The 22,660-nt window shown below is 70.0% G+C and carries 20 protein-coding genes; 13 read left to right on the top strand and 7 right to left on the bottom strand.

Annotated features, from left to right (window positions below):
• Positions 1–35: 35 nt before the first annotated feature.
• Positions 36–671: an isochorismatase family protein gene (locus tag ASD30_RS13645; protein WP_056682242.1), complete on the top strand. Its 636-nt coding sequence runs from the start codon at positions 36–38 to the stop codon at positions 669–671.
• Between the two features lie 8 nt (positions 672–679).
• On the opposite strand, the gene ASD30_RS13640 is transcribed toward ASD30_RS13645, so the two are convergent.
• Positions 680–1,549, bottom strand: coding sequence for a DICT sensory domain-containing protein (locus ASD30_RS13640; protein WP_162250968.1), 870 nt, complete (start codon positions 1,547–1,549; stop codon positions 680–682).
• A 61-nt stretch (positions 1,550–1,610) separates the two neighbouring features.
• Between ASD30_RS13640 and ASD30_RS13635 the strand changes: the two genes are divergently transcribed.
• From ASD30_RS13635 to ASD30_RS13610, 6 genes are read left to right on the top strand one after another with little or no spacing between them, the layout of a single operon-like run.
• Positions 1,611–1,856: a hypothetical protein gene (locus tag ASD30_RS13635; RefSeq protein WP_056682237.1), complete on the top strand. Its 246-nt coding sequence runs from the start codon at positions 1,611–1,613 to the stop codon at positions 1,854–1,856.
• 1 nt (position 1,857) lies between these two features.
• Positions 1,858–2,730 (top strand): FHA domain-containing protein, encoded by an 873-nt coding sequence (locus ASD30_RS13630; RefSeq protein ID WP_056682233.1) that lies wholly within the window; start codon positions 1,858–1,860, stop codon positions 2,728–2,730.
• Positions 2,723–3,616 carry an NAD(P)H-binding protein gene (locus tag ASD30_RS13625; RefSeq protein ID WP_056682231.1) on the top strand — a complete coding sequence of 298 codons (894 nt, stop codon included), beginning with the start codon at positions 2,723–2,725 and terminating at the stop codon, positions 3,614–3,616. The genes ASD30_RS13630 and ASD30_RS13625 overlap by 8 nt, the downstream gene beginning before the upstream one ends.
• Positions 3,613–4,344 carry a CPBP family intramembrane glutamic endopeptidase gene (locus ASD30_RS13620; RefSeq protein WP_082563829.1) on the top strand — a complete coding sequence of 244 codons (732 nt, stop codon included), beginning with the start codon at positions 3,613–3,615 and terminating at the stop codon, positions 4,342–4,344. Before ASD30_RS13625 ends, ASD30_RS13620 begins: the two co-directional genes overlap by 4 nt.
• On the top strand, positions 4,341–4,610 hold the full coding sequence (locus ASD30_RS13615) for a sigma factor (RefSeq protein ID WP_056682227.1): 270 nt from the start codon (positions 4,341–4,343) through the stop codon (positions 4,608–4,610). Before ASD30_RS13620 ends, ASD30_RS13615 begins: the two co-directional genes overlap by 4 nt.
• A complete protein-coding gene (locus ASD30_RS13610) occupies positions 4,607–5,977 on the top strand; it encodes a cryptochrome/photolyase family protein (RefSeq protein ID WP_056682224.1) in 1,371 nt (456 codons plus the stop codon). The genes ASD30_RS13615 and ASD30_RS13610 overlap by 4 nt, the downstream gene beginning before the upstream one ends.
• A gap of 10 nt (positions 5,978–5,987) precedes the next feature.
• Here the strand turns inward: ASD30_RS13610 and ASD30_RS13605 are convergent, their stop codons facing one another.
• The 3 genes from ASD30_RS13605 to ASD30_RS13595 form a co-directional block, all read right to left on the bottom strand.
• Positions 5,988–7,256 carry a 2-oxo acid dehydrogenase subunit E2 gene (locus ASD30_RS13605; RefSeq protein WP_056682221.1) on the bottom strand — a complete coding sequence of 423 codons (1,269 nt, stop codon included), beginning with the start codon at positions 7,254–7,256 and terminating at the stop codon, positions 5,988–5,990.
• An 11-nt stretch (positions 7,257–7,267) separates the two neighbouring features.
• Entirely contained in the window at positions 7,268–9,916 is a 2,649-nt protein-coding gene (gene aceE, locus ASD30_RS13600; RefSeq protein WP_056682218.1) for a pyruvate dehydrogenase (acetyl-transferring), homodimeric type, read from the bottom strand.
• A gap of 84 nt (positions 9,917–10,000) precedes the next feature.
• Positions 10,001–10,897: a LysR substrate-binding domain-containing protein gene (locus ASD30_RS13595; protein ID WP_056682215.1), complete on the bottom strand. Its 897-nt coding sequence runs from the start codon at positions 10,895–10,897 to the stop codon at positions 10,001–10,003.
• Between the two features lie 66 nt (positions 10,898–10,963).
• Here ASD30_RS13595 and ASD30_RS13590 point away from each other — a divergent pair, with 66 nt between their 5' ends.
• Positions 10,964–11,839 (top strand): CHAD domain-containing protein, encoded by an 876-nt coding sequence (locus ASD30_RS13590; RefSeq protein ID WP_056682212.1) that lies wholly within the window; start codon positions 10,964–10,966, stop codon positions 11,837–11,839.
• On the opposite strand, the gene ASD30_RS13585 is transcribed toward ASD30_RS13590, so the two are convergent.
• The gene (locus ASD30_RS13585; protein WP_082563828.1) at positions 11,805–13,370 is read right to left on the bottom strand and encodes a peptide chain release factor 3; all 1,566 of its coding nucleotides are present in this window, start codon (positions 13,368–13,370) and stop codon (positions 11,805–11,807) included. The genes ASD30_RS13590 and ASD30_RS13585 overlap by 35 nt on opposite strands.
• A gap of 80 nt (positions 13,371–13,450) precedes the next feature.
• Positions 13,451–15,208 (bottom strand): FAD-dependent monooxygenase, encoded by a 1,758-nt coding sequence (locus tag ASD30_RS13580; RefSeq protein ID WP_056682206.1) that lies wholly within the window; start codon positions 15,206–15,208, stop codon positions 13,451–13,453.
• A gap of 415 nt (positions 15,209–15,623) precedes the next feature.
• On the opposite strand from ASD30_RS13580, the gene ASD30_RS13575 reads away from it, so the two are divergent.
• Positions 15,624–17,786 (top strand): DEAD/DEAH box helicase, encoded by a 2,163-nt coding sequence (locus tag ASD30_RS13575; protein WP_056682202.1) that lies wholly within the window; start codon positions 15,624–15,626, stop codon positions 17,784–17,786.
• Positions 17,787–17,821: 35 nt separating this feature from the next.
• On the opposite strand, the gene ASD30_RS13570 is transcribed toward ASD30_RS13575, so the two are convergent.
• Positions 17,822–18,295: an Lrp/AsnC family transcriptional regulator gene (locus ASD30_RS13570; RefSeq protein WP_056682199.1), complete on the bottom strand. Its 474-nt coding sequence runs from the start codon at positions 18,293–18,295 to the stop codon at positions 17,822–17,824.
• Between the two features lie 113 nt (positions 18,296–18,408).
• Between ASD30_RS13570 and ASD30_RS13565 the strand changes: the two genes are divergently transcribed.
• The 4 genes from ASD30_RS13565 to ASD30_RS26620 all read left to right on the top strand — a co-directional run.
• Positions 18,409–19,602 (top strand): trans-sulfuration enzyme family protein, encoded by a 1,194-nt coding sequence (locus tag ASD30_RS13565; RefSeq protein ID WP_056682195.1) that lies wholly within the window; start codon positions 18,409–18,411, stop codon positions 19,600–19,602.
• Between the two features lie 31 nt (positions 19,603–19,633).
• Positions 19,634–20,152, top strand: a complete 519-nt coding sequence (locus ASD30_RS13560; RefSeq protein ID WP_056682192.1) for a hypothetical protein — start codon at positions 19,634–19,636, stop codon at positions 20,150–20,152.
• Positions 20,153–20,433: 281 nt separating this feature from the next.
• Positions 20,434–22,017 carry a hypothetical protein gene (locus ASD30_RS13555; protein WP_056682189.1) on the top strand — a complete coding sequence of 528 codons (1,584 nt, stop codon included), beginning with the start codon at positions 20,434–20,436 and terminating at the stop codon, positions 22,015–22,017.
• A 302-nt stretch (positions 22,018–22,319) separates the two neighbouring features.
• A partial coding sequence (locus ASD30_RS26620) for a hypothetical protein (RefSeq protein WP_235532586.1) occupies positions 22,320–22,502 on the top strand: 183 nt, incomplete at its 5' end.
• Positions 22,503–22,660: the final 158 nt, after the last annotated feature.

Below are 22,660 nucleotides of genomic sequence, written 5' to 3'. Positions count from 1 at the left end.
ATAAGGGAATATGCGAGCGTGTTACTTTGGGGCGCATGACGAAGACCGAAGCCGAACCGATCCGGGACCCTGGTGCCGACCACCTGCTCACGCCGCAGAACTGTGTGGTGGTGTTGATCGACTACCAGCCCGAGCAGTACTCCACGATCACCTCCACGACCAAGGACGAGATCGACCTCAACGTGGTCGCACTTGCTCGCCTGGCCCGGCTGTACGACGTCCCGGTCGTGCTCTCGACCGTCGGCGTCGACCTCGGCGTGAACCAGGGCACCAGTCAGGTGATCCTCGACGAGCTGCCGGGGGTGAGTGAGCTCGACCGGACCGGTGTGAACGCCTGGGAGGATCCCGACTTCCGTGCGGCGATCGAGGTCACCGGTCGCCGCAAGGTGGTGATCGCAGGGCTCTGGACGGAGGTGTGCCTGACCTTCCCGACCCTCGACATGCTGGCCGAGGGCTACGACGTGTACCCGGTCGCCGATGCGGTGGGCGGTGTCAGTCGCGTCTCGCACGAGCGTGCGTTCGACCGGATGATCTCGGCCGGCGCGCACCCGGTGACGGCGATCTCGTTCGGCTCGGAGCTGATGCGCAACTGGGCCCGGCCAGACTCTGACAACCTGCGCCAGGTGATGCGGTGGTACTTCCCCGAGCGCCAGCGGCGCGGTCTCGCCTGACCGGAGCCTCAGTGGTGGGCGGCCTGCTCGATGTAGGCCACGATGCGTGAGAAGAGTCGGCTGGCGGCCGACAGGTCCCCGTGGTCGGTGCGGGGTGGAGCGGCCAGCTCGTCGACCAGCGTCGTGGCCGGCTGAACTCCCGCGTCTGCGGCGAGGCGGGCGCAGGTGCGTGCCGCGGTGCGCACTGCGACGGGGTCGAGCGTCCACATCGCCTCGAACCTGCGGCTCCCCTCGTCGACCTCATCCTGGCCGGGGAGCTCCCAGGCGGAGAGTGCCACCGGCAGGGCGGTGCCGTCACAGATCAGCGCCCACTCGCGACACATCGGCGCGTCTTCGGTGAGGGGGACGTGGGCGATCCGACCCCCGTCGAGGTCGCTGATCGGACCCGCCGCGAAGGCGAACGTCGCCCGGGCCGTCCGGGCCAGGTCCTCCCACCGTGCCAGGGAGCTGCGCAGGTGCGCCTCGCGCTGGAAGGAGCCGAAGAGCACGGGATGGTCGGCGCGGGCGAGCTGCTCGTCCTCGATCGCGTGGGAGAGCGCCACCAGGGTGGACTTGCGCAGGACCTGCGTCGTCAGCTGCGGATGTGAGGCCCGCAGGGTGGCGTGCACCGACGGGGTTCTCGGCAGCTCTCCGACGTCGGCGATCGCGGCCTCGAGCCGGACCCCGGCCGACTGGCGGTTCAGCACCGCCCGCACGCGTTCGACCGTTCCGGGGTCGTAGCGCCGGTGCCCGCTGGCCAGTCTCCGGGCGGTGGGGAAGCCGTGTCGGACCTCCCACATGCGCAGGGTTGCGGGGCTGAGGCCCGTCTGTCGGGCCAGCTCCCCGATGGTGAGGGAGCCGGTCGGCAGGTCTTGCAATTCCTCATTCCCTGTGCGCACCATTGGAGCATAAACCTAAACAACGTGTTTAGGAACCTGTGTAGGAATGGGGAAGGTAATCATGAGCTCCAGCGAACGCCCCCAACGGTCTGACGAGAACACTGACCAGGAGGTCGACTGGACCGACCTCGGCATGAGGATGTGGTCGTTCCTCACCGGTCGCGAGGCCGCGATCAACTACGAGTTCCAGGACATGCTGGTCGAGATCCCGCGCGACACCGGCAGCAACGCCCCGCGGGCGACCTGGCGGCTCAACGGCACGCTTCGGGTGACCACCGACGACAACGCGTCCCTCCGATCGGCGTGACATGCCCACCCGGCTGAAGATCGCGGCAGACCTCGGCTTCACGATCGAACGGCCCGGTGGGCGCACGGTGCACGGTCGACTGCACGGAGAGGGCAGCAGGCTCCGTCTCGAGGTCGATCATCCCGAGGCGTTCGCCACCCGGGCGGACGCCGTCGGGCTCGCCTCGCTCGCCGCCGGACTGGCGAAGCGCGGCCTGGTCATCGACGTGACCCGGGGCAGCAGGATCCTGCTGAGCCTCGGTGCGGTGCGGGTCCCGTGGTGGCACCGTCGCCTCACCGGTTCCCGGCACATCCGCATCGGGAGTGTTCGGGGCCTGGTCGCACCCGGGCGGGCGCGGCTCGCTGCCGGCGACGGAGAGGGCGTGCTCCCCGTCCGCGATCTCGTGCCGCCCCGGACCCTGCTGCCCATCGCCCCCACGTTCATGAGGCCGCCGCGTCGGCGCGTCACGATCACGCACGACCCGGCCAAGGGCGGGCAGCCCCGTCTGGTGCTGGTCAGCAACGACGACCGGGCCCCCTTGGGCAGGCGCCGGAACCACCGGCTCCGGGGGCCCCTCACGAGCATCGGCGGCAGCGACGAGTGCGACATCCGGCTCGACGGGCTGCACGCGTTGCATGCCGAGGTCCTGCACGACGACGAGGACGAGTTCGTCGTCGTCGCCCACGCCGACGACGTACGGGTCAACGGCGCACGCGTGCAGCGCCAGCGCCTGCGGACCGGCTCTCGCCTGCAGGTCGGCGCCTGGACGCTGGTCTTCACCCGCGAGGAGTACGCCGACCACGGCCGGCCCTACGGCGGCCGCATCGGCGGTGAGCTCGGGCACCAGCGACCCCAGCCGCCGCGCCACGTCCTCAACAGGGGACCCGATGACTGAGCCGGTCCTCGTCGCCGGGGCGACCGGCTTCGTCGGACGCCGGCTCGTCGACGCGCTGGTCGCCACGGGAGTGGAGGTCCGGGCGATGACGCGCCGCCCGGACGCGTACGACGGTGCGGGTGAGCCGGTCGCCGGCGACGTGCACGACGCGCCCTCCCTCCACGACGCCCTGGCCGGCTGCTCAGCCGCCTACTACCTGGTGCACTCCCTCGGCTCCGACGACTTCGAACGACTCGACGCGGAGGCCGCGCGGGCGTTCGGCAAGGCGTGTGCCGATGCCGGTGTCGGTCGCATCGTCTACCTCGGCGGCCTGGGGAGCGACGGCGACGACCTGTCGGCGCATCTCCGCAGTCGCCGCCAGGTCGAGTCCCTGCTCGGTGAGTCGGGGGTTCCCGTCACGGTCCTGCGGGCCGGCATCGTGGTCGGACACGGCGGCCTCTCGTGGGAGATGACCAGGCAGCTGGTCGACCACCTGCCGCTGATGGTCACCCCACGTTGGGTGTCCACGCGCACCCAACCGATTGCCGTCGATGACGTGGTCGGGTATCTCGTCGGTGTGCTGGAGCTCCCCGAGACAGCCGGGGAGACCTACGAGATCGGGGGCCCGGAGGTGCTCCGCTACGCCGACATGATGCGTCGGGTGGCGACGATCCGTGGTCGGCCGCTGGTGATCCTGCCCGTCCCGCTGCTCAGCCCCGCACTCTCCGCGTTGTGGTTGACGCTGGTCACCGATGTGGACACCACCGCCGGGCGCAACCTGATCGACTCGATGACCAACGAGGTCGTGGTGCAGGACCACCGCATCCGTGAGCTCGTGCCGCGTGACCTGCTGGGGTACGACCAGGCGGTGCGGCGGGCCCTGGCCGAGCGGAGGGACGCTCGATGAGTCGATGGCAGCGACTGCGTGGCCGCCTGCCCCGGAACCTCGCGTACGTCGTACCGAAGACCCACGAAGAGACCCCGGCGATGCGCCGTCGACGGAGACGGGTGGTCGGCGGCACCCTCGTCGTGGGGAGTGCCCTGCTCGGACGCTCACTCTCGACGAAGCCCGGCTCGCGTGAGTTCTACGTCGAGACGCTCAGCCTGGCCGGGGTCTGGACCGCGGGCGGGCTCCTCTCCGGCCCCCTGCACCTCGGCTGGATAGAGGGCCAGGACACCCGGCTCCGGCGTCCGCTGGTCACTCCGGTGGCGACCGGCGCGGGCGCATTCTGCCTTTTCTACGCCGCCACCCTGGTGAGCCGGCGCATCCCCTTGCTCGACCGTGCGGTGTCCCGGGTGCTGCTCTTCGCCGAAGAAGGGCAGGAGGGGCTGGTGCTGGCGACCACGCTGGCCAACGGGCTCGCCGAAGAGGTCTTCTTCCGCGGTGCGCTCTACTCGGCCAGCAACAGCCACCCGGTCATCGTGTCCACCGCGGTCTACTCCGTCGTGACCGCCAGCACCCGCAACCCTGCGCTGGTGCTGGCCGCGGGCGTGATGGGCGCCCTGTTCGGCCTGCAACGCCGGGCCACCGGCGGGCTGCAGGCATCCGCGCTGACCCATGTCGCCTGGTCGGCCCTGATGGTGCGGTTCCTTCCGCCGCTGTTCCGCAGGGCCGGAGGAGCGCCTCGGTCATGACGCCCACCTGCGACCTGCTCGTCCGCGCGGGCTCCGCGGACCGGGCCGCCTTCGCGGAGTTCTACGACGCCACGTGCACGCCGGCGTACCTGCTCGCCCGGTGCCTGGCCGGGGACGTCGAACGCGCCGAGAGCCTCCTGCTCGGTGCCTACGCCGCGGCCTGGCGGTCCGCATCCCGATTCGACCCGACCCGCGAGCGGGCGCTCACCTGGTTGTTGTCCCTGGTGCAGTCGTCGGCCCGACAGACCCATGAGGAGAGACCATGACGACACGAACGGCCATCGTGCTCTTCACCCGCGACCTGAGGGTGCACGACAACCCGACACTGCAGGCCGCCGCGGACCAGGCCGACCACGTGCTTCCGCTGTTCGTGTTCGACGATGCGATCGCCGGGTCGACGTACCTCGCTCCCAACCGCGCGGCGTTCCTGACCGACTCCCTGTCCGACCTGGACGAGTCGCTGCGGGGGTGTGGTTCCGACGGCCTGGTCGTACGGCGCGGAGACCCCGCCGACGAAGTCGCCGCGCTCGCGCGGGAGGTCGGTGCGAGCAGCGTCCATCTCTCGGGCGACTGGAGCCGGCACGCACAGCGTCGCCTGGAGCGCCTGAGGAACGCGGTCGACGGCAGCGCCGTGGACGTGGTCGTGCACGACGAGACCCTGACGGTGTCACCGCCCGGCGTCGTCACCCCCGACAAGAGCGATCACTTCGCGGTGTTCACGCCGTACCACCGCCGCTGGTCGGATCGGCCCCTTCGTCCGGTGCTGGGCCAGGGCCCCCGACTCGTCTCGCCACGAGTACGGCGGGGACGGATTCCGACCGCCGACACGCTCTCCCCCGGCGACTCGCTGGCCCGTCACCTGCCCGTGGGCGGTGAGACGGCGGGGCGTCGGCGGATGAGTGCGTGGCTGGACTCGTCGGTCACCGACTACGAGGACCGGCACGACGACCTTCCCGGCGATGCCACCTCGCGTCTGTCGCCGTACCTGCACTTCGGCTGTGTGTCGCCGGTCGAGCTGGTGGCGAACGCCGGACGGTCGCAGGGAGCGCAGGCTTTCGTGCGCCAGCTGGCGTGGCGCGACTTCCACCTGCAGGTCCTGGCGGCCCGCCCCGACGCCGCTCACACGGACTACCGCGACCGCGGCGACCGATGGCGCCAGGACGCCGACGACCTGCGCGCCTGGCAGGAAGGGCGCACCGGATTCCCCATCATCGACGCGGCGATGCGGCAGCTGCGCGAAGAGGGCTGGATGCACAACCGGGCCCGACTGCTCGTGGGCAGCTTCCTGACCAAGACGCTCTACCTCGACTGGCGAGAAGGTGCCCGGCACTTCCTGCACCACCTCGTGGACGGTGAGGTCTCCAACAACCAGCTGAACTGGCAGTGGGTGGCCGGCACCGGAACAGACAGCCGTCCCAACCGGGTGCTCAACCCGCTGACCCAGGCCGACCGCCACGACCCGGACGGCGACTACGTGCGCCACTACGTTCCGGAGCTCGCCGACGTCGAGGGCGGTGCGGTCCATCGGCCGTGGAGGCTGCCCGACGAGGTCCGGTCGCGGCTGGACTACCCGGAGCCGATCGTCGACCTGGCCGAGGGTCGGCGCCGGTTCCTCGAGGCCCGGGACCGTTGAGCGCAGCCACTCACAGCGCGAGGCGGCGCACGTCGGCAGTGAGCTGCGTGAGGTGGGCGGTGAAGCGGGCCGCCAGGGCGCCGTCGATGACACGGTGGTCGTAGGACAGGCACAGTGGCAGCATCAGTCGGGGCACGAAGGCCTCGCCGTCCCAGACCGGCGCCATCTTCGAGCGCACGACGCCGAGGATGGCGACCTCGGGGGCGTTGACGATGGGCGTGAAGGCGGTGCCGCCGATGCCACCGAGGCTGCTGATCGTGAAGGTCGCGCCCTGCATGTCGGCGGCGGTGAGCTTGCCCTCCCGGGCCCGGGCGGACAGGTCCCCGAGCTCGCGGCTGAGCTCCAGCGCCCCCTTGCGGTCCACGTCGCGTACGACGGGCACCACGAGGCCGTCAGGGGTGTCGACCGCGACACCGATGTGGACGTAGTCCTTCAGCACGAGCTCGTCGCCGGCCAGCGAGCTGTTGACCTCCGGGAACTTCCGCAGGCTCGCGGCCACCGCCTTGAGCAGGAAGCTGAGGAGCGTGACGCGGTATCCCTCGGCACGCGCGGTGTCGTCGAGCTCGCGGCGGTAGGCGTCGAGGTCGGTGATGTCGGCCTCGTCCGAGTGGGTGACGTGCGGGACGTTGAGCCAGGAGCGGTGCAGGTGGGGCCCCGAGAGCTTCTTGATCCGCGAGAGCGGCACGGTGCGGATCGGGCCGAACTTCGAGAAGTCGACCTCCGGAACGGCGGGGATGCCGCTCGAGCCCGCCGCCGAGGGCGCGAGTGAGCGCTCGTAGTGGGTGAGCAGGTCCTGCTTCGTCACGCGGCGTCCGGGGCCACTGCCGGTGACAGTCGCGAGGTCGACCGTGAGCTCACGGGCGAGTCGGCGTACGAGGGGAGTGGCACGGAGGGTGCCGCTGGTCTCGGAGTCCGCGGCCGGCGCGGGTTCCACCGGCGCGGGCACGGCAGCCGGAGTGGGTGTCTCGGGGACCTCGACGGGCTCGGGAGTCTCGACGGCCTCGGGGGCCTCGGGGGTCTCGGGGGTCTCGACCGTCTCCGGGCCGGCCTCGGCGGTCTCGGCGATCGCGATCACGCTGCCCCGGCTGACCAGGTCGTCGACCTTGACCGACAGCGACACGATCGTGCCGGCGACCGGGGAAGGGATCTCCATCGTGGCCTTGTCGGTCTCCAGGGTGACGAGCGGGTCCTCGGCCTGGACGACGTCTCCGGGGCTGACCAGGAGCTCGATGACGGGTACGTCGGTGAAGTCACCGATGTCGGGAACCTTGATCTCCATCGTTGCTGTCCTCACGCGTGGGCCGGGTCGGGCCGGTTGGGGTCGATGCCGTACTTCTCGATCGCCTGGGCGACGAGGTCCCTGCTGACGATGCCTTCGGCTGCCAGGCTGCTGAGTGCGGCGACGGTGATGTGGTGGCGGTCCACCTCGAAGTGGCTGCGCAGGTTGCGGCGGTAGTCGGACCGGCCGAACCCGTCGGTGCCCAGTGCGGTGTAGCTGCCGGGGACGAAGCGCGCGATCTGGTCGGCGAAGGACTTCATGTAGTCGGTCGCCGCCACCACGGGGGTCTTGCGGTCTCCCAGGCACTGCTCGACGTACGACATGCGCGGCTCCTCGAGCGGGTGGAGGGTGTTCCACCGCTCGGTGGCCAGGCCGTCGCGACGCAGCTCGGTGAAGCTGGGTGCGCTCCACACGTCGGCCTTGATCTTGAAGTCGACTGCCAGCAGGTCGGCGGCGGCGAGCACCTCGCGCAGGATGGTGCCCGAACCGAGGAGGTTCACCTTCGCGGCACCGCGGCCCTTGCCGGGCTGCAGGCGGTAGAGGCCCTTGAGGATCCCGTCGGTGACACCCTCGGGCATCGCCGGGTGCTCGTAGTTCTCGTTCATCAGCGTGAGGTAGTAGAAGACGTCCTCCTGCTCGGCGTACATCCGCCGCAGCCCGTCGGCGACGATGACCGCCAGCTCGAACGCGTACGTCGGGTCGTAGGCCACGCAGTTCGGGATCATCGCGGCCTGAAGGTGGCTGTGGCCGTCCTCGTGCTGCAGGCCCTCGCCGTTGAGCGTCGTGCGCCCGGCGGTCCCGCCGAGCAGGAAGCCGCGGGCGCGCATGTCGCCGGCCGCCCACGCGAGGTCGCCGATGCGCTGGAACCCGAACATCGAGTAGTAGATGTAGAACGGGATCATCGGGGTGTCGTTGCTGGAGTACGACGTCGCTGCGGCGATCCACGACGACATGGCGCCGGCCTCGTTGATGCCCTCCTGGAGGATCTGGCCGCTGATGTCCTCCTTGTAGAACATCAGCTGCTCGGCGTCCTCGGGTGTGTAGAGCTGGCCGGCCTGCGAGAAGATCCCGACCTGGCGGAACAGGCCTTCCATGCCGAAGGTGCGTGCCTCGTCGGGGACGATCGGGACGACCCGGTTGCCGACGTTCTTGTCGCGCAGCAGCTTGGTGAGCACCTGGACGAAGGCCATGGTGGTCGAGATCGCGCGGCCCTTCGAACCGGCGGTCTGGGCGGCGAACGCCTCGACACCCGGGACCTCCAGAGGTGTCGAGGTGCGGCGCCGCTCGGGGAGATAGCCGCCGAGCTCCTGCCGGCGCGCGTGCAGGTACTTGTGCTCGACGGAGCCTTCCTCGAAGGAGACGTAGGGGAGGTCGGGGAGCTGCTCGTCCGGGACGGGGATCGAGAAGCGGTCGCGGAAGGCGCGCAGTGCGGGCTCGGCGACCTTCTTCGCCTGGTGCGTGATGTTCTGACCCTCACCGGCGGAGCCGAGGCCGTAGCCCTTCACCGTCTTGGCCAGCACCACGGTCGGAGAGCCGGTGTGGGCGTTGGCGGCGGCGTAGGCGGCGTACACCTTCTGCGGGTCGTGCCCGCCGCGGGTCAGGCGCCAGATCTCGTCGTCGGTCCAGTCCGCGACCATCCGGGCGAGCTCGGGGTCGGCACCGAAGAAGTGCTCGCGGACGTAGGCGCCGTCCTTGGACTTGAACGTCTGGTACTCGCCGTCGACGCACTCCATCATCCGTCGCTTGAGGGCACCGGTGGTGTCCTTGGCGAGGAGCTGGTCCCAGCCCGAGCCCCAGATGACCTTGACGACGTTCCACCCGGCGCCGCGGAAGACGCCTTCGAGCTCCTGGATGATCTTGCCGTTGCCGCGGACCGGGCCGTCGAGCCGCTGCAGGTTGCAGTTGACCACGAAGACCAGGTTGTCGAGCTTCTCCCGGGCGGCCATGGAGATCGCGCCGAGCGACTCGGGCTCGTCGGTCTCGCCGTCCCCGAGGAAGGCCCAGACCTTGCGGTCGGCGGTGTCGGCCAGGCCGCGGGCGTGCAGGTACTTCAGGAAGCGTGCCTGGTAGATCGCCATCAGCGGGCCCAGCCCCATGGAGACGGTGGGGAACTGCCAGAAGTCGGGCATCAGCCACGGGTGGGGGTACGACGAGAGCCCGGCGCCGCCGGTCTCCTGGCGGAAGTTGTCGAGCTGGGCCTCCGTGAGCCGGCCCTCCAGGAACGCACGGGCGTAGATGCCGGGGGAGAGGTGGCCCTGGACGTAGACCAGGTCGCCGCCGTGGTCGTCGGACGCGGCGTGCCAGAAGTGCTGGAAGCCCACGTCGTAGAGGGTTGCGGCGGACTGGAAGCTGGAGAGGTGGCCGCCGAGCTCGGTCGACTCCTTGTTGGCGCGGAGCACCATCGCGAGCGCGTTCCAGCGGATCACGGACCGGATGCTGTGCTCGATCTCGCGGTCGCCCGGGTGGGTCGGCTCGTCACTCGCCGCGACGGTGTTGACGTACGGCGTCGTGGCCACGAACGGCACCCGTGAGCCGAGGCGCTGCGCCTCCTCCAGGACCTGGTCCAGGAGGAACTCGCTGCGCGCCTCGCCCTCGAACTCCAGGACGGCGGCGAGTGCGTCGCGCCATTCCTGTGTCTCGGCGGGGTCGATGTCTGTCATCCCGTGTCCTCAGGTCGATGGAGATGTGCACCACCATCCTCAAGGCAGTTCTGGAATGCGTCTAATGCCTAGTTGGACATCAATTCATGCGTCAGACACATGGATCTTCGAGCTGGTGCGGAGCGCGTGGTCCCGGAACTGCGCGGACGCCGGCGGCAGGTGGCGGTCGCGGACCCAGGCAAGACCGATCTCTCGTGAGGCGCGCACGTCGGTGATGCGCAGGGAGGGCGCGATGGGCGCGGCGCCGCTGCGCGACTCGGGCAGCAGGGCGACTCCGAGGCCCGCCGAGACCAGCCCCCGGAGGGTCTCGACCTCCTCGCCCTCGAAGCCGATCTGTGGCGTGAACCCGACCTGCGCGCACAGGTCCTCGGTGACCGAGCGCAGGCTGAATCCCCGTTTCAGCACGATGAACTCCTCGTGCGCGACGTCGCCGAGCCGCGCCGTACGTCGAGAGGCGAGTCGGTGGTCGGGTGGCACCACGAGGCGCAGGGGCTCCTGGAACAGCTGGCGGCTCTCGAGCTGCTTCAGCTGCGGTCGATCACCGGTGATGGCGAGGTCGACGACACCGTTGAGCAGGTCGTCGATCAGGCCCGCGTCCCCGTGCTGGCGCAGGTCGAACCGCACGTTCGGGCGTTCGGCGCGGAAGCCACGGATCAGCTCGGGGACGAGCCAGGTCCCCAGGGTGTGCAGGAAGGCGAGGGGGACGAAGCCGCCGTCCGGTGCGGTGATGTCCTGCACCGATCGCATGCCCCGCTCGTAGGCGTCGAGGGTGTCCCGGGCGTGCCCGGCCAGCTCACGGCCGGCCGGCGTCAGCGTCAGGCCGCGCCCGACGCGTTGCAGCAGCGGGGTGCCCACCTCGCGCTCGAGCCGGGCCAGCGCCCGGGACACCGCGGGTTGCGTGCGATGGAGCTGCTCGGCGGTCTCGGTCACGGTGCTGCCGTCAGCCACGGCCAGGAATGCGCGAATCGTGTCCAGCTCCATCCACCCATGATGACAGTGCATGGATCGAACGGCTTCCCGGACACCTGGCGCGAGTAGCCTCCGGACATGAGGCACTTCTCGGCCGCCGAGGTGCTGCACCCCCACCTCCGCACACAGGTCCAGCAACTTCGTGAGCTCCGGGGCCCGGTGCGGGCCGACGAGCCGGACGCCGTGCACAGGATGCGGGTGACCACCAGGCGTCTGCGCAGTGCCCTCGCGACGTTCCGACCGATGCTCACGGCTGACTCATCCCGGGCACTGCGCGACGAGCTGAAGTGGCTTGCGGGAGTGCTGGGCGAAGCGCGCGACGCCGAGGTGTTGCGTGACCGGTTGGCCGGGCTGGGACCCCAGGAGTTGGCGGCACGCCTGGATCTGCGCCACGACGAAGGCATTGCACACGTCAGACAGGCGCTCGACTCACCGCCGTGCCTCCACCTCTTCGATGCCCTGGACGCCTTGGTCGAGGAGCCACCGTGGGCCCCGGAGGCGCAGGCCGCGGCCCACGACGTCCTAGGAGTGGGGGTTCGCCGCGACTGGAAGCGGCTCGCCCGTCGCGCCAAGGCCGCGGGTCGTGCACGCACCGACGCCGATCGCGACCTGCTGCTGCACGAGGTGCGCAAGGCCACCAAGCGGCTGCGCCACGCGGCCGAGGTCGTCGTACCTGTCTTCGGGTCACCGGCTGACCATCTGGCGGCGGCGGCCAAGCGGCTGCAGAAGACGCTGGGTGAGCACCAGGACAGCGCGCGGTGCCAGCAGCTCCTCCGGGAGTTCGCCTCGGAGACCACGCTGGCCGGAGACGCCGAACTGGCCCTCCTGCGCCTGCTCGTGCACGAACAGGTCCGCGCCGAGCGAGCCCGCGAGCAGTACGGGCCGGCCCTCGACTCGCTGCGGGCCCGGCGCCCGAGCGTCAGCTTCCGCCGGCGGGCAAGGCCTCGAGCATGACGTCGGGCTTGTCGCGGGCGGTCGCGGTGGCCCGCCACTGGTCGGTGAAGATCGCCAGGTAGGTGCCGTCGGAACGCTGGAGCACCTCGCAGCCCCGTGCCCCGGCCAGGGCCTTCGCGCCCTCGGCGTCGGTGCGCCGAGCCACCTGGTAGTCGAGTCGCGACAACCGGATCGGTGAGTTGAACTCGTTGGTCATGCGTTCCTGCACGACCTCGAACTGCATGGGGCCGACCGCGGCGAGCACCGGGCTCTGGTCGCCGCGCAGGTCCGAGCGCAGCACCTGGACGACGCCTTCCTGGTCCAGCTGCTCGATGCCCCGGCGGAACTGCTTGTAGCGGCCGATGTCCTTGGCGGTCGCGGTCATGAAGTGCTCGGGGGCGAACGTCGGCACCGGCGGGTACTCGATCGGGTCGCCGACGTACACCGTGTCGCCGACGCGCAGCGACTGGGCGTTGACGAACCCGACGATGTCGCCCGGGTAGGCGTGCTCGATGGACGACACCTCGCGCCCGAAGACCGCCTGGGCGTATTTCGTCGCGAACGGCTTGCCCGTGGTCGCATGCGTCACGACCATGCCGCGGTCGAAGGCGCCGGACACGATGCGCGCGTAGGCGAGCCGGTCGCGGTGGGCGGCGTTCATGCCCGACTGCACCTTGAACACGAAGGCACTGAAGTCGTCGTCGACCTGTCGCAACGAGCCGTCGACCCCGGCGGTGACGTGCGGTGCGGGGGCGAGGTCGAGCAGCAGGTCGAGCAGCTGGGCCACCCCGAAGTTCTGCAGCGCGGAGGCGAACATGACCGGTGTGGTCTCCCCGGCCAGGAAGCGGTCCTGGTCGTGGTCGGCGTCGTCCGCGGCGAGCAGCTCGTGCTCCTCCACGGCGTCGGTCCAGACGTCGGCGTCCGTCGCGTCGACCTCGGACGGCGGCATCCGGCGCTCGGGGGCACGCGTGGCGCCACCCGCCGTACGGGTGTACTTCACGAACTCGCCCGTACGCCGGTCCAGGACGCCGCGGAAGTCGCCCGCCTCGCCGACCGGCCAGGTCAGGGGCGTGGGCCGCAGCTTGATCTGCTGCTCGATGAGGTCCATCAGCTCGAGGGCGGAGAGCCCGGGACGGTCCCATTTGTTGATGACCGTGATCACCGGGATGCCGCGCAACGCGCACACCTTGAACAGCTTGAGGGTCTGCGGCTCGAGGCCCTTTCCGGCGTCGACCAGCATCACTGCCGAGTCGACCGCGGAGAGCACCCGGTAGGTGTCCTCGGAGAAGTCGCTGTGGCCGGGGGTGTCGACGAGGTTGATGACGTGGTCGCGGTAGACGAACTGGAGGGCCGCGGACGTGATCGAGATGCCGCGGGCCTTCTCCATGTCCATCCAGTCCGAGACCGTGGCGCGGCGACCGCCCTTGCCGTGGACGGCGCCGGCCTCGGTGATCACCCGCGCATGCAGGGCGAGGGCTTCGGTGAGCGTGGACTTGCCGGCGTCGGGGTGGCTGATGACGGCGAAGGTACGGCGGGGGCGCTTGTCTGACACGCCGCGAATCTACCGGCCGCGGCGCCGTCCCACGGCATTCGGAGAACCTCCGGACTCCTTCGCGCCGGGGCGCCGGTCGCTCAGGCGTCGGACGCGAGCGTCCGACGGAGTACGGCGACGAGGTCGCCCTGCGGGTCGTCGGTCAGCCGCGTGGAGCGCCAGGCGACGTGGTGGTCGGGGCGGACCAGGAGGCAGCCGGTGTCCTCGACCTCGCGCAGCTCGGCCCAGCGACCCAGCACGTCGTCGTACTCACTGTGGTGGCCGAGCGTGCGCACATTGAGGGGTACGCCGAGCTCGGTGGCTGCCTTTGCGGCGGCGTCCGCCCACGCCTCTCCGCCGATGCCGGTGAGCAGGGTGAAGGCGCCGTGGCCCACGAGGTCGAGCGTGGAGACCTGGCGCCCCTCGTGCTCGAGCCAGGCGTGCGGCAGTCGCGCGCCGGGGTGTGTGGTCGGGTGGTGGAAGAGTTCGGGGTCGCGGTCCGGAGTGGGCCAGGGAGTGTCGTCGTCGGCGACGGCCGAGGACTCGTAGTGCTGGTCGAGCTCCACGCCGTGGCAGTTGAACTGGTAGTTCTGCAAGGCGACCGCCTCGTCGAGGGCCTTGCGGCGGACCTCGCCGTCGGGCCCGGGGAGGAACAGGTCGTCCAGTGCCTTCCAGCCGTCGTCGCTGCTCTGACCGGGCGCGAAGCCGAGCGCCTGCGAGATCGGGAGCATGTCGCCGACGCTCTTCATCGCCCGGTCGACAACCTGACGGCCGACCGGCTGGCGCTCCGCGTCGTACGTGTCGAGCAGTGCCGGGCCGGCCAGCCCGCGCAGCACGTAGGCCAGCTTCCAGGCGAGGTTGAAGGAGTCCTGGATCGAGGTGTTGGTGCCCAGCCCGTTCGCCGGCGGGTGTCGGTGTGCGGCGTCACCGGCGAGGAAGACCCGACCCTGCTGGTAGGTCTCGGCGACGACGTGGTTGATCTGCCACTGGCTGATCGCCTTCACCTTGATGTCGACGTCCGGGTCGCCGATGGTGGTGCGGGCCCGCGCGATCACGGCTTCCTCGGAGAGGTCCGGCTCGCCCTGGGCGGGGTCGTACATGTAGAGCATGACCCACTCGGTCCACGGCTTCACGCAGATCCAGGTGCCCGAGCCGACCCAGTAGTCGTTGCCCGGCTGGCACATCCAGTAGAGCGTGCCGGGCCGGTGCGCGGTGTACGCCGTCAGGTCGGCCTCGAGCCAGACGTTCACGGCGGCGCCGAGCCCGGTCGTGCCGTCCATGGAGAAGTCGAGCAGCTCGGCCACGGTCGAGCGGCCACCATCGGCGCCCACGGCGTACTTCGCCCGGATGGTCTGCTGCTCGCCGGTGCCACGATCCTTCACGGTCGCGGTCACGCCGTCCGCGTCCTGGGTCAGGTCGACGAGCTCGGTGTCGAAGCGGACGTCGGCGCCGTGCCCGGTCGCGCCGCGCAGCATGACCGGCTCAAGGATGTGCTGCGGGATGTTGCACATCTGGCTCGGGCTGGCCAGGTCGTAGTCGCTGCGTCGTTCGGGGCCGCTGCCCCAGGTCAGGAGCCGGGCGATCTCGGGGTCGGTGAAGCTGGTCGACCAGACGTTGTTGCCCATCAGCTCGTTGGGGGTGGCGACCTCGCGCACGTCGTCCTCGATGCCGAGGTCGCGGAAGACCTCCATCGTGCGCTGGTTGGTGATGTGCGCGCGGGGCGAGTGCGCGGTGCCGCCGTACTTCGTGACGGTGACGGTGTCGATCCCGAGCTCGGCGAGCAGGCCGGCCATGGCCAGACCGGCGGGCCCGGCCCCGATGACCAGTACGTCGGTCTCGATGGCGTTGAGCTCTGTCATGGCGGTTCTCCTCGGGCGATCAAGTGGGTGGGCGGGGCGGTGATGCCTGTCACAGAGCATGACATTCGTCGTGCGAAGATTCAAGAGATATTCGAAAATAATGGAATGAGCGACTGATCAATGGTGGATCGGTGACGCCGCGCAGCGAGCAGCCGACACCGGATGCACCGTTCCTGCTGATCGGTGCGTAGAATGGGCGCCGTAGAGGTCAGGTTTTCCAACCCCTCGGTTCTGCTGGTTCGAATCAAGCGCCGCCGAATCACGCGCCGCAGGAACGACTGCCCCGGCTGCAGATCGCCGGGATCGACTCGGGTGGTCTCGGCCTGATCGTCAGGCCCCGGCCTGTTCGCCGTCCGAGCGCTGCTCGACAGCCGGCCTCCACGCCCTGACCCGGGCCCTCCAGAGGAGAGAATTCTTGGCAAGACGAGGCCAGCGCCGCCAGACCGGTGACACGCGGACCGCACAGCGCAGCAACCAGCGCGGCGGCCAGCGCAACAACCAGCGTCGCAACCGACCGCTCGACAACGACGGGATCATCCCCGTGCTCGCCCGCGCCGTGCGTGAGGTCGAGATCGCGGTGCAGAAGGGGTCGGTCCAGCGCCCTGACCGCACCAAGTTCCAGGTCGTCGCGCTTCTGGTGCGTGAGGAGCGGGCCCGCATCAAGGCCGACACCGAGACCACCGAGGCCAAGCGAGCCGACGAGCTCAAGCGCCTCGACGGCATCGCCACGATCCTCGCCAAGACCACGGCCCGTGACACCTCACTGCTCGAGCTGCTCACCGAAGAGGCCTCGGTCTCCGATGCGGCGCGTGCCCTCAAGCGCGAGATGCTCGAGGCCGCCGGGCTCGACGTACCCCCTGAGGAAGTGGCGGCCCCGGAACCGGCCCTGGCCAACGGCGCGCACACAGAGCGCCGTGTCGTGCCGCAGTCCGTGATCTCGCGTCAACTGTCCAACCCGTTCCTCGTTCCCGACTTCTCCACCCCGGCGCCCGTGACGCCGAAGACGCACCGCCTGGCGTCGTGGGAGCTGCTCGGCCCGCTCTTCCGGTCCTTCGAGTACGGCGGCGCCTCGTCCTGCATGGACCTGCCGGAGCCGAGCACGCTCAAGACCGCCAGCGGCATGGAGCTCATGCACCACCAGGGTGAGGTCGTCGCCGCTGCCGCCGAGGGCCACCGCACCTTCCTGCTCGCCGACGAGCCGGGCCTGGGCAAGACCGCGCAGGCGTTGCTCGCCGCGCAGGCCGCCGAGGCCTATCCGCTGCTGGTCGTCGTGCCGTCGGTCGTGAAGACCAACTGGGCCCGCGAGGCCGAGATCTGGACGCCGAAGCGCCCCACCACCGTGATCCACGGTGACGGCGACACGATCGACGGTTTCGCCGACATCGTGATCGTGAACTACGAGGTGCTCGACCGGCACGTCGGCTGGCTCGGTGACTTCGGCTTCCGCGGCATGGTCATCGACGAGGCGCACTTCATCAAGAACAAGTCGTCACAGCGCTCGCAGCACGCGCTCGAGATTGCCGACCGCATCCGGGCCCGTACGCCGCGACCGCTGATGATGGCGCTGACCGGCACGCCGCTGATCAACGACATCGAGGACTTCCGCGCGATCTGGCAGTTCCTCGGCTGGATCGACGACAAGAAGCCGCGGCCCGGCCTGATGGCCGCCCTCGAGGAGACCGGTCTCTCGCCGGTCGACTCCGGCTTCTATGCCGCGGCCCGCGCGGCGGTGATCGACCAGGGCATCGTGCGTCGCCGCAAGGTCGACGTCGCCTCCGACATTCCGGCCCGCCGCGTCGCCGACCTGCCCGTCGAGCTCGACGACGCCCTCGGTCGCTCGATCCGCGACTCCGAGCGCAAGCTGGCCAAGCGCCTGCTCAAGCGCTACCAGACCGCGCTCGAGACCCGCACGTCCGGCGTCACCGTCGAGGGCATCGACCACGAGCTCGTACGCCGCGTCGCGACGTGGGAGCGCGAGGACAACAGCGACAACAGCTCGGGCGAGAACGTCTTCACGATGATGCGCCGGATCGGCCAGGCCAAGGCTGGTCTCGCCGCCGACTACGCCGCCCAGCTTGCCCGCAACGTCGGCAAGGTGGTCTTCTTCGCCAAGCACATCGACGTGATGGACGTGGCGCAGGAGACCTTCGCCAAGCGCGACATCCGCTACGCCTCGATCCGTGGCGACCAGACTCCGCGTGAGCGGCAGAAGAACATCGACGCGTTCATCAACGATCCCGACGTCGCGATCGTGGTGTGCTCGCTGACTGCGGCCGGTGTCGGGTTGAACCTCCAGGTCGCCTCCAACATGGTGCTGGCCGAGCTGTCGTGGACCGACGCCGAGCAGACCCAGGCGATCGACCGGATCCACCGCATCGGCCAGGCCGAGCCGGTCACCGCGTGGCGGATCATCGCCTCGCAGACCCTCGACACCAAGATCGCCGAGCTGATCGACAGCAAGGCAGGACTGGCTGCGCGTGCGCTCGACGGGTCCGACGAGGAGATCGCCGACTCGTCCGACGTGCAGCTCGAGGCCTTGGTCGCCCTGCTCACCGACGAGTTGGAGCGCCTGGGCTGATCGGGGTGCTGGGCTGATTGGGGCGCCTGGGCTGATCAGCCCAGCACGCCGGCGCCCTCGCGCAGCTCGAAGACCAGCTGGGTCTCCGTCTGGCGGACGACCCGGTGCACGGTCACGTGCTCGAGCACCAGGTCGCGCAATGCCTGGGCGCTCTCGACGGCGACGTGCAGGTGGAAGTCGTCCTCGCCGGCCACGTGAAAGGCCTGGAGTACGCCGGGCGCGCGGGTGAGTGCGGCGTACAGCTTGGTCACGTGGGCCTGGTTGTGGCTGCCCAGGCGCACCTTGATCACCGCCTGGATCGGGCGGCCCAGTGCGGCGAGGTCGAGCTGGATGCTGGTCCCGCGGATCACGCCGCGCTCGCGCAGCGCGCGCACCCGGTAGGCGCAGGTTGACTCGGCGATCCCGAGCCGGGACGCCAGTGCCTTGTTGGTCAGGCGGGCATCGATGGAGAGCGCGCGCAGGATCTCGAGGTCGGTGTCGTCGAGTCCGACGCCTTGGGCTTTCGGCAAGTCTGCTGCCCTCCGATGCGGGTGGATTGAGCCTTCTGGCCAATCTAGGCGCTCAGTTCGCTGATTCGACAGAATCAATGGAGGCTGGCTGCTGAATCCACCATCGTGGGGGCATGTCCCTGCGCCCTGACTCCCTCGCTGTCCACTGCGGTCGTGACGATCTCACCGACCTCGGTGTGCACGCCCTGCCTCTCGATCTCTCCTCCACCTACCCGTTGCCGGACATCGAGTCCGGGGGCGCGGCCTACGAGTCGATGGCCACCGGCGGCCACCCGCTGGCCGAGGGCGGCCATGTGTACTCCCGGCTGTGGAACCCGACGGTCGGTCGCTTCGAGAAGGCCCTGGCCCAGCTCGAGCACGCGGAGGAGTCGGTGGCGTTCGCCTCGGGCATGGCCGCGATGACCGCCGCGATCCTGTCGGCCACGGCGTTCGGCGAGCGGCGACACGTGGTCGCCGTACGACCCTTGTACGGCGGCACGGACCACCTGCTCGACTCCGGGCTGCTCGGCGTGGAGGTGGACTTCTGCACCGAAGAGGGCGTCGAGGCCGCGATCCGTGCGGACACGGCGCTGGTGATCCTGGAGACCCCGGCGAACCCGACGCTGGATCTCGTGGACATTCGCCACGTCGTGGCACAGGCCGGTGTCGTGCCGGTGCTGGTCGACAACACCTTCGCCACGCCGATCCTGCAGAACCCGATCACGCTGGGTGCGGCGATGTCACTGCACTCTGCGACGAAGTACCTCGGCGGACACGGCGACGTCACCGCCGGTGTGATCGCGTGCGGCCAGGAGACCGCTTCGGCGCTGCGTCGGGTGCGGGCCGTGACCGGCGGTCTGCTGCATCCCCTCGGCGCCTATCTGCTGCACCGTGGCCTGACCACGTTGCCGATCCGCATGCGGGCGCAGCAGGCCAGCGCGACCCGCATCGCCCAGTGGCTCGGCGAGCACCCTGCCGTGGACACCGTCCACTACCCGGGGATCGACGGAGACTCGCGCGACCTGTTGCAGACCCAGATGTGGGGGCCGGGTGCGATGGTCGGCCTCACCCTGCGCGACGGGTTCGCGGCGGCGGAGGCGCTGACCACGCGCACGCGCCTCTTCACCCACGCGGTCTCCCTCGGCGGGGTCGACTCGTTGGTGCAGCACCCCGCTGCCCTGACCCACCGCCCGGTCGCGCCGGAGGCCCGCCCCTCGGCGAACCTCGTGCGGATCTCGGTCGGCCTCGAGGACGTCGAGGACCTGATGGAGGACCTCGACCGCGGTCTCAGCGCCTCCCGAGATCGCGTGCCGTTGACCGCCGGCTGACGCCCTGCTGCTCTCCTGTTGACTGGCCGGCATGAACGGACGACAGATCGGCGGCCTCATCGGCGCCGGCGGGGGACTGGTCTTCGTGCTCGCCAACGCGGGAGAGCTGCCGGGCGCGACGGCGCTGCGCGTCGTGGGAGTGGCCTGTTTCGTGGTGCTGGTCGCCTGGCTGGTGGTGCGTACGCCGGCCGCGCCGCCGACACCCACACCCGCGGCACTGCGCATCTACTGGACCTGCGTGCTGGGCGAGCTGGTGGCCATCCCGGCCGGAGCCGCCGTGCTGCGTCAGCTCGGCCACGCCGAGCTCGTACCGGCCTGGGTGGTGCTCGTGGTCGGCACGCACTTCGTGCCGTTCGCCCAGGCGTTCAGGCTTCCGCTCTTCGCGAGGCTGGGCCTGGTGCTGATCGCGATCGCGCTGGCCGGCATGGCCAGTTCGTTGGCCGGCGTCGACGATGCCGTACCGCTGGCTGCCGTCGCTGCCGGGTTCGTGCTGTTCGCGGCCGTCGCGGTCGGTTCGCTTCAGCGTGAAGCCACGGCTGTCGTCTCGTGACTCGGCTGGCCCTCGACGCAAGCTGATCGCGCCAGGCTCATCGTTGGCTGAGGAAGGCGTGCTGCGCTCTCGTGGTCTGCGGTGCGCTCTCGTGGTGTGCGGTGCCCGCGCTGCCGCTTCGTTGGTTGAGGAAGGCGCGCCAGCGCCTGTCTCGAAGCCAACCCACGATCGACCGCGCCTGGCCGGGCCACCCGAAACTTTTCGGGAAAGTTCTCCACATCCCCTGTGTTCCAGGGGTTTTCGGGGGGTCGTTGTCGGTGGTGAGTGCTTGAGTTTGAGGCATGGTGGAAACGGAGGATCTCGACGCGGGCGGCACGTTGCTGTTCGTCGAAGATGCCCTGCGTCTGCGTCGTGGATCCGAGCTCGACGACCTGGCATTGGGGGTCCGGTGGGCCGAGCTGCACGAGGAGGACCCGAAGACCTGGCCCGCGGCGCGGCAGTTCCCCGGCATGGCGAAACTCATCCCGGTCGGCGGTGCCGGCACCCCCATGGTCCAAGACCTCTGCCTGGCCGAGCTGGCCATCAGCCGGCAGACGCACCCGATGGCCACCCGCTGGCTGGTCGCCGACGGGCTCGACCTGGTGCACCGGCTGCCGAAGTGCTGGGCCGTGCTGAAGACCCTGCGGTGTGAGGCCTGGGTGGCCCGCCGGATCGCCCGCCTGACCCGGCACCTCAACGCCGAGGACGCCGCCTACGTGGACGCGGCAGTCGCCCAGGCCCTGGCCGGGGAGCAGCCCTCGGTGGTGCTGGAGGTGTGTGAGGCGAAGATCATCGAGGCCAACCCACAGCTGCACGAGATCCGCACCCGCGAGGCCCGAGAACGCAGGTTCGTGTCCCTGGGGCGGATGGACGCCGCCGGGTTGCGGCACGTGATCGCCCGGGTCGAGAACGGTGACGCGGTCTGGGTCGATGCGATGCTGAACCGGATCGCCGACATCCTCGCCGCCCGCGACAAGGAAGCCGAGGTGCCGTACCGGTCCCTCGACACGAGACGTGCCGAAGCCTTCGGGTGGCTGGCGCGTCCCGCGGAGTTGCTCGCGTTGCTGCTCGAGCACGCCGAGAACCCCGACCCCGGACCACACTCCACCGACCAGGACCAGCCCGGCGACGGCCACGACGAAGCCAACGACGACGACGAGGACGAAGCCGGTAACACCGACAACGACGCCGCCGCGGACGACGGCGGCAGCGACGACCAGGGCCAGCCCAGCAACAGTGAGCCCGCCGGCACAAGCGACGCGGCCCGCGACGACAACCAGACCGGAGCCGACCACGAGCCGGAGGCAGCTTCCGATGCGGCCGCCCACCCAGCACCGGATCCTGATGCTGAGCCCGAGCCGGAAGACGCGGAACCCGGCTCGTCACCGGTGGCCTGGGCCGACGGGTTCCCGGAGCATCTGCTCGACGCGCTCCGCCAAATCGATCCGGTCAAGCTGCGTCCCCGGGCCGTGGTCTACGTCCACCTGCACCAGGCCGCCCTGTCCACCAGCCACCCCACCGGACGCGGGACCGTGGCCAAGGTCGAGGACGCCGGCCCCATGCTCCCAACCAACCTCGCACCCATGCTCGGCACAGCCCTGGTCCAGGTCACCGAGGTGATCGACCTCAACCAGACCACCCCGACCGCGACCTACGTGCACCCGCAATGGCTCAAGGACCGGATCCAGCTGCTCAGCCCCCGCACCGCCTTCCCACACTCCACCACCGTGAGCCGACGCGTCGACTACGACCACCCCGTCCCCTACGACCACAACCCGACGGCGCCACCCCTGAAAAATACTTCTCGAGTTGTCTCACATTTCGGGATCAAGGGCTGGTTTCCAGGGTCCGTTGTCAGTGGGCACGGCTTGACTCCTCGGAGCTGAGGNCCCGCAATGGCTCAAGGACCGGATCCAGCTGCTCAGCCCCCGCACCGCCTTCCCACACTCCACCACCGTGAGCCGACGCGTCGACTACGACCACCCCGTCCCCTACGACCACAACCCGACGGCGCCACCGGCCCAGACCGGTGCCCACAACTCCGCCCCACTGGGCCGCTACCAACACCGGGTGAAGACCCACGCCCAGTTCACCGTGCGAGAACCCAAGCCAGGCACCTACGTCTGGCGCTCACCCCACAAGGCCCACCGACTCGTCGACCCCACCGGAACCCACCCCGTCCACGAGNTTCACCGTGCGAGAACCCAAGCCAGGCACCTACGTCTGGCGCTCACCCCACAAGGCCCACCGACTCGTCGACCCCACCGGAACCCACCCCGTCCACGAGGCACTCGGTGACGCCCTCATCGACGGCACACACCTCGAACAACGTTTCGCCCTGTCGATCGCCGAACACACCAACCGCGTCTAGATCGCGGACTACGGTGCAGCGTGCCGCGGCAGGAAGTTCGACGACGCCGCCCTCGACATCGAGATCACCCGACCCGCGCATTCCTGTGGCAGAACCGCGATGCAGGGGCTAGCGTGACGTCGACACGGCCCGATCGGTGGGCCGACCGCCTCGCGCGG

This window comes from Nocardioides sp. Root140 (assembly GCF_001426745.1).
Taxonomy (GTDB): domain Bacteria; phylum Actinomycetota; class Actinomycetes; order Propionibacteriales; family Nocardioidaceae; genus Nocardioides.
The sequence above is the reverse complement of the archived record's forward strand: the minus strand, read 5'-3'. Positions and strand labels throughout refer to the sequence as shown.

What these genes read in the sequence shown, in the direction of transcription:
- ASD30_RS13595 (WP_056682215.1), bottom strand. Translation starts at nt 10,897, where the DNA reads ATGGAGCTGGACACGATTCGCGCATTCCTGGCCGTGGCTGACGGCAGC.
- aceE (WP_056682218.1), bottom strand. Translation starts at nt 9,916, where the DNA reads ATGACAGACATCGACCCCGCCGAGACACAGGAATGGCGCGACGCACTC.
- ASD30_RS13565 (WP_056682195.1), top strand. Translation starts at nt 18,409, where the DNA reads ATGTCCCTGCGCCCTGACTCCCTCGCTGTCCACTGCGGTCGTGACGAT.
- ASD30_RS13560 (WP_056682192.1), top strand. Translation starts at nt 19,634, where the DNA reads ATGAACGGACGACAGATCGGCGGCCTCATCGGCGCCGGCGGGGGACTG.
- ASD30_RS13615 (WP_056682227.1), top strand. Translation starts at nt 4,341, where the DNA reads ATGACGCCCACCTGCGACCTGCTCGTCCGCGCGGGCTCCGCGGACCGG.
- ASD30_RS13610 (WP_056682224.1), top strand. Translation starts at nt 4,607, where the DNA reads ATGACGACACGAACGGCCATCGTGCTCTTCACCCGCGACCTGAGGGTG.
- ASD30_RS13555 (WP_056682189.1), top strand. Translation starts at nt 20,434, where the DNA reads ATGGTGGAAACGGAGGATCTCGACGCGGGCGGCACGTTGCTGTTCGTC.
- ASD30_RS13590 (WP_056682212.1), top strand. Translation starts at nt 10,964, where the DNA reads ATGAGGCACTTCTCGGCCGCCGAGGTGCTGCACCCCCACCTCCGCACA.
- ASD30_RS13630 (WP_056682233.1), top strand. Translation starts at nt 1,858, where the DNA reads ATGCCCACCCGGCTGAAGATCGCGGCAGACCTCGGCTTCACGATCGAA.
- ASD30_RS13580 (WP_056682206.1), bottom strand. Translation starts at nt 15,208, where the DNA reads ATGACAGAGCTCAACGCCATCGAGACCGACGTACTGGTCATCGGGGCC.
- ASD30_RS13625 (WP_056682231.1), top strand. Translation starts at nt 2,723, where the DNA reads ATGACTGAGCCGGTCCTCGTCGCCGGGGCGACCGGCTTCGTCGGACGC.
- ASD30_RS13635 (WP_056682237.1), top strand. Translation starts at nt 1,611, where the DNA reads ATGAGCTCCAGCGAACGCCCCCAACGGTCTGACGAGAACACTGACCAG.
- ASD30_RS13645 (WP_056682242.1), top strand. Translation starts at nt 36, where the DNA reads ATGACGAAGACCGAAGCCGAACCGATCCGGGACCCTGGTGCCGACCAC.
- ASD30_RS13605 (WP_056682221.1), bottom strand. Translation starts at nt 7,256, where the DNA reads ATGGAGATCAAGGTTCCCGACATCGGTGACTTCACCGACGTACCCGTC.
- ASD30_RS13620 (WP_082563829.1), top strand. Translation starts at nt 3,613, where the DNA reads ATGAGTCGATGGCAGCGACTGCGTGGCCGCCTGCCCCGGAACCTCGCG.